This window comes from Roseateles sp. P5_E11 (assembly GCF_054049355.1).
On record NZ_JBFUMO010000574.1, the window covers coordinates 1 to 3,635 of the forward strand.

Here is a 3,635-nt window from a genome sequence, read left to right on the forward strand (position 1 = left end):
CTGCTGCGCCATCTCGGCTTCGGCGCTGGCCTGGCCGCCAGCACCGATGCCGCCAGCACGCGGGCCGCGCTGGTCGAGGCCCACCAGGCCGGCAAGCCCTTCGAGTGGCTGCTGCTCGACTGGCAGTTGCCCGGCCCGGGCGCAACCGGTGCCGAACTGCTGGCCCAGTTGCGCCGCGATCACCCGGCACTGCGCATCGCCGTGCTCTGCCCGCCAGGCGTCGACGACGGCCCGGCCCAGGCGCGCAGCTTCGGCGCCCGCGCGCTCTGCCCCAAGCCGCTGCTGCCCGGGGAGTTGCGCCGCTTGCTCGGCGACGCCCCGGCCGACCGGCCCGCCGGCCTGGATGCCCAATCCCTGGCCGGACTGCGCGTGCTGCTGGTCGAGGACCATCCCGTCAACCAGGAGATCGCGCTGCGCCTGCTGAGCAGCCGCGGCGCCCAGGTCGACGTCGCGGCCAACGGACAGGAAGGCCTGGACCGCCTGCTGGCGCGCGGGCCAGCCGCCTACGACCTCGTGCTGATGGACCTGCAGATGCCCGTGCTCGATGGCCTGAGCGCGACGCGCAAACTGCGCGAGCTGCCCGAGTTCGACGCCCTGCCCGTGCTGGCCATGACGGCCCATGCGCTGGCCGAGGAGCGCGCCCAATGCACGGCTGCCGGCATGCAGGGCCATATCGCCAAGCCGCTGGACGTGGCCCGCCTGGTGCGCGAGCTGCAGCGCTACCGTCCTGCTGCCAAGCCCCCGGCGCCGCTGCCGCCGCGCCCGGCGCTGGACCTGCAGACCGGGCTGCGCCAATTCGATGGCCAAACGGCGCTTTACCGTCGCACGCTGCAGGGTTTTGCCGACCAGTACACCGCCGGGCTGGCCGGCTGGTCCGACTGGCTGGCTGCTGGTAACTGGGCTGAACTGCGCCGCGCGGCCCACACGCTGCAGGGCCTGGCCGCGACGCTGGGCGCTCAGCCCCTGCACCAGGCCGCCCTCGCGCTGGAACGCAGTGCCGCCGCGGCCGACGCCGACAGCGCCAGCCGGCATCTCGGCCGCGTCGAACCTGCCCTGGCGCTGCTGCAGACCGAGATCCAGGCCGCCCTGGCGCGCAACTGGGATGCTGCGGCGGCCCCGCGCCCGGGCGGCCCGGGTGACGTGGCCGAGCTGCATCGGCTCCTGACTCAGAGCGACAGCCGCGCGCTGGACTGGTGGCAGGCCCATGGCGCCCACAGCGGCCTGGCACCCGATGTGCGCCAGCGCCTGGAGGAGGCCCTGGCCGCACTCGACTTTGATGCCGCGGCCCTCGTGCTGAAGGGCATGGCTTGAGGGCCCCGGTCATCGTCGTCCTCGGCCCGGTCGGCACGCGCTGGCTCTTCAAGGTCATCGTCGCCTCCGCGCTGTTCGCCTGGGCGAGTGAGGCGGTCATGGGTGTCATCGAACCCAGCGACCGCATCGCCTATCCGCTGATCGCGACCGCCTTCTCAGCCCTGGCCCTGCTCGTCTGGCGGCGGCCGCAGCGGCTGCGCCTGTGGCAGCGCATCGGCGTCACGCTGCTGGCCCTGTACTTCTCCTTGACCATGCTGGTGTTCACGCTGCGGCCCGACCCTGGACCGAGCCTCTACACCCTGGGCAGCTTTGCGCCTTGGGCCATGGGTGGYAGCCTGCTGCTGTTCACGACCTGGCGCGCCCGCGAGGCGCTCTGGATCTCGCTGAGCCTGCTCGTCGTCATGCTCGCGCCGCCCACGCTGCTGCGCTTCTCCGGCACGCCACCGCAATGGCTGATGCAAGGCTGGCCGCTGATCGCCAACCTTGGGCTGTGCCAGACCATGTTCTGCGTCGCGCTGTGGGGCCTGTCGCGCCAGCTCGGGCGCCTGACCCAACTCGCGCCCGCTGCCAGGGGCCTGGGCACGGCCGAAGACCTCATCGAAGCCCGTCTCATCGAACTGGAGCGTTCGCGCGCCGCAGCCGAAGCGGCCTCGCGGGCCAAATCCGACTTCCTGGCCAATATCGGCCACGAGATCCGCACGCCCATGAACACCGTGCTCGGCCTGACAAGGCTGATGCTGGCCGGGCGGCTGCCCGGTGAGCAACGCGGCCGGCTGCAGCAGGTGGCGAGCGCCGGCGAGTCCCTCGTCAGGCTCATCGATGGCCTGCTGGACTACGCCGACCTCGACGCCGGCCGCATGCAGCTCGCCGCCGAGCCCCTGCACCTCGAGCAGCTGCTGGCCAGTGCTTTCGAAGCCGTGCGGCCGGCGGCCCAGGCCAAGCAGCTGGAACTGGTCTGCGACATCGCCTCGCCGGAGCTGCTGGGCGCGGCGGGCGCGCGCCGCGGCGACGTGGTGCGCCTCACCCAGCTCATCACCGAGCTGCTCGTCAACGCCGTCAAATTCACGCCAACCGGTCAGGTCAAGCTCAGCGCCGAGCTGGATGCGGCCGGCGGCTGGATCCTGCGCGTGCGTGACACCGGTCTGGGCATGGCGCCGGACCAACTGGCGCGCCTGTTCACGCCCTTCGCCCAGGCCGAGGCCGGCGCGACACGACGCTTTGGCGGCACGGGCCTGGGCCTGGCGATCTGCCGCGCGCTGGCCGAGCGCATGGGCGGAACCCTCTCGGCAAGCAGCGCTCCGGGCCGCGGCAGCGAGTTCGAGCTCAGCCTGCCGCCGGCTCCCTGCCCTGAGCTGGCGCCACCGCCCGCCCCGCCACCGCAGCGCGTGCTGCTGGTGCAGGCGGCCCACAGCGGTGGCCACGAAACGTTGACCGCGCTGCTGAAGGCGCTGGCACCGACCAGCCGCATCGACCTGCTGGCCCAGGGCCGCCAGGCCTTGTCCCGCCTGGTCACCGTGCCGGCCAGCCAGCCCTATGACCTGTTGATCGTCGACTGGGTGCTGCCCGACATGGAGGGCAGCGAGCTGCTGGCCTGCCTGCGCGACAGCGGCCCGTCGCGCGCCCGCCGCACCGTGCTGCTGAGCGCCTTCGACACGCCAGTGCTGCGCGAGCGCGCACTGCGCCTGGGCGCCGAGGCCCTGTGCAGCAAGCCCCTGCTGCCGCACATGCTGCGCCGCCTGCTGGACCTGGACCGCCCTCTGCCGGTCGACCTGCTCCTGCCCCTGCCCAAAGTCCTGAACCGGACAACGCCCGGCGCCGACCCGACCACGCTGATCAATGAGCTCGACACCCTGCTGGGCGAGGCCGACAGCAATGCGCTGACGTTGTGGGAGCAGCATGAATCCGCCTTCATCGAGATGTTGCCGGCACCGCGGGCCAAAGCCCTGGCGGGTGCCATGCAACGCTTCGATTTCGACGAGGCCCAGGCCGCGTTGCGCGGTGAGACCAAGGACGCAAGCCCGCCATGACGATGATGCTGCCCGAGTTCACCGGTACGTCACAGGCCACGGTGCTGGTCGTCGATGACACGCCGGCCAACCTGACGCTGTTGGCCCAGGTGCTCAAGCCCGACTACCGCGTGCAGCTGGCCGTCAGCGGCGCGAAGGCGCTGGAAATATGCCGCCGCCAACCGCCCGACCTGATCGTGCTCGACGTGATGATGCCGGAGCTGGATGGCTACGAGGTCKGCCGCCGGCTCAAGGCCGACCCGGCCACGCGCCGCGTGCCCGTCATTTTCCTGACCGCGCTGACCCGGCCCGAGGACG

General features: G+C 72.1%; 3 protein-coding genes. All 3 read left to right on the forward strand.

The features are described 5' to 3' along the window. A partial coding sequence (locus tag ACXJKR_RS27200; protein ID WP_457325476.1) for a response regulator occupies positions 1–1,311 on the forward strand: 1,311 nt, incomplete at its 5' end. Then, positions 1,308–3,338 (forward strand): ATP-binding response regulator, encoded by a 2,031-nt coding sequence (locus ACXJKR_RS27205; RefSeq protein ID WP_457325477.1) that lies wholly within the window; start codon positions 1,308–1,310, stop codon positions 3,336–3,338. The genes ACXJKR_RS27200 and ACXJKR_RS27205, both read left to right, overlap by 4 nt. After that, the coding region (locus ACXJKR_RS27210; RefSeq protein ID WP_457325478.1) for a response regulator at positions 3,335–3,635 on the forward strand (301 nt) is incomplete at its 3' end. The genes ACXJKR_RS27205 and ACXJKR_RS27210, both read left to right, overlap by 4 nt.